General features: G+C 69.0%; 2 protein-coding genes. Both read right to left on the bottom strand.

What is annotated here, in order from left to right:
* Positions 1-9: 9 nt before the first annotated feature.
* Positions 10-231, bottom strand: a complete 222-nt coding sequence (locus AC1B00_RS09570; protein WP_311290925.1) for a hypothetical protein — start codon at positions 229-231, stop codon at positions 10-12.
* Positions 228-815, bottom strand: a 588-nt coding sequence (locus tag AC1B00_RS09565; protein WP_488849496.1) for a DUF3560 domain-containing protein, incomplete at its 5' end; no start/stop codon positions are given. The genes AC1B00_RS09565 and AC1B00_RS09570, both read right to left, overlap by 4 nt.

The raw sequence follows: 815 nt of genomic DNA, 5'->3' as shown, positions 1-815 counted from the left end.
ATCGGTCACTCAGTCCGGGTTGCGGAAGAAGTCGATCACGAGCGCGACGGTGACAGGGACGAGGACCACCGCCGCAGCGGTGATGATGATGCGGTCGAGGATCGGTGCCGCGAGGATCCCGAGCCAGCCGGCCGCGATTGCGGCAACGATGTACAGCAGTGCGATCGCCGACCGGCGCAGTCGCCGGACTGCGGATTCCGGGATCGTGCGGGGCCGTGCGGCGATGGTCATGAGCTGACCCCGCTCTGGCTGGCGCGGTGCTCTCGGATGTGCGTGTAGAGGACCGTGCCGCGGTGGCCGTAGGCGTCGACGATCGTGACGCTCTTGGTGTTGGTGCGCGTGACAGTGCACCAGTTGCCGAAGTACTTGATCTGATCGCCGACGCTGATGGTCTCCTTGCTGTGGTTGGTGGCGGCGCCGGTTGAGATCTGCTCGGCGCGGACCTCCTGCCAGTAGGTGAGCTGGTCGTCGGTCGTGGCAAGTTCCTGCTCGAGGCGCTCGGCGTAGGCGCCGGTAGCGGCGGTGGTGGTCTCAACGCGCCCGCCGGGGAGAGTGCGGCTGGATCCGTCCAGGCGTCGGCGAAGTCCGGCGCGGTCTGCGCGGAGCTTCTCGATCCTGTTGGCAACGGCGATCGGTGCGTATCGGGCATCGTTGGCGGCGGCCGCGATGTCGGCGTGTACCTGGGCGCGCCGTGCGGCCTCGTCTGCGTCAATGGACCGGCGCACGGCCGCGTCCGCCCTGGCAATCGCTCGACGGTGCCCGGCCTCCGAGTGGTGACCGACCTTGATGGGCTCGCCGCCCTCGGGCAGACGCCG

The sequence above is a fragment of the Campylobacter sp. DY7 genome (assembly GCF_057802535.1).
This window is presented reverse-complemented; position numbering and strand designations above follow the sequence as displayed.

What these genes read in the sequence shown, in the direction of transcription:
- AC1B00_RS09570 (WP_311290925.1), bottom strand. Translation starts at nt 231, where the DNA reads ATGACCATCGCCGCACGGCCCCGCACGATCCCGGAATCCGCAGTCCGG.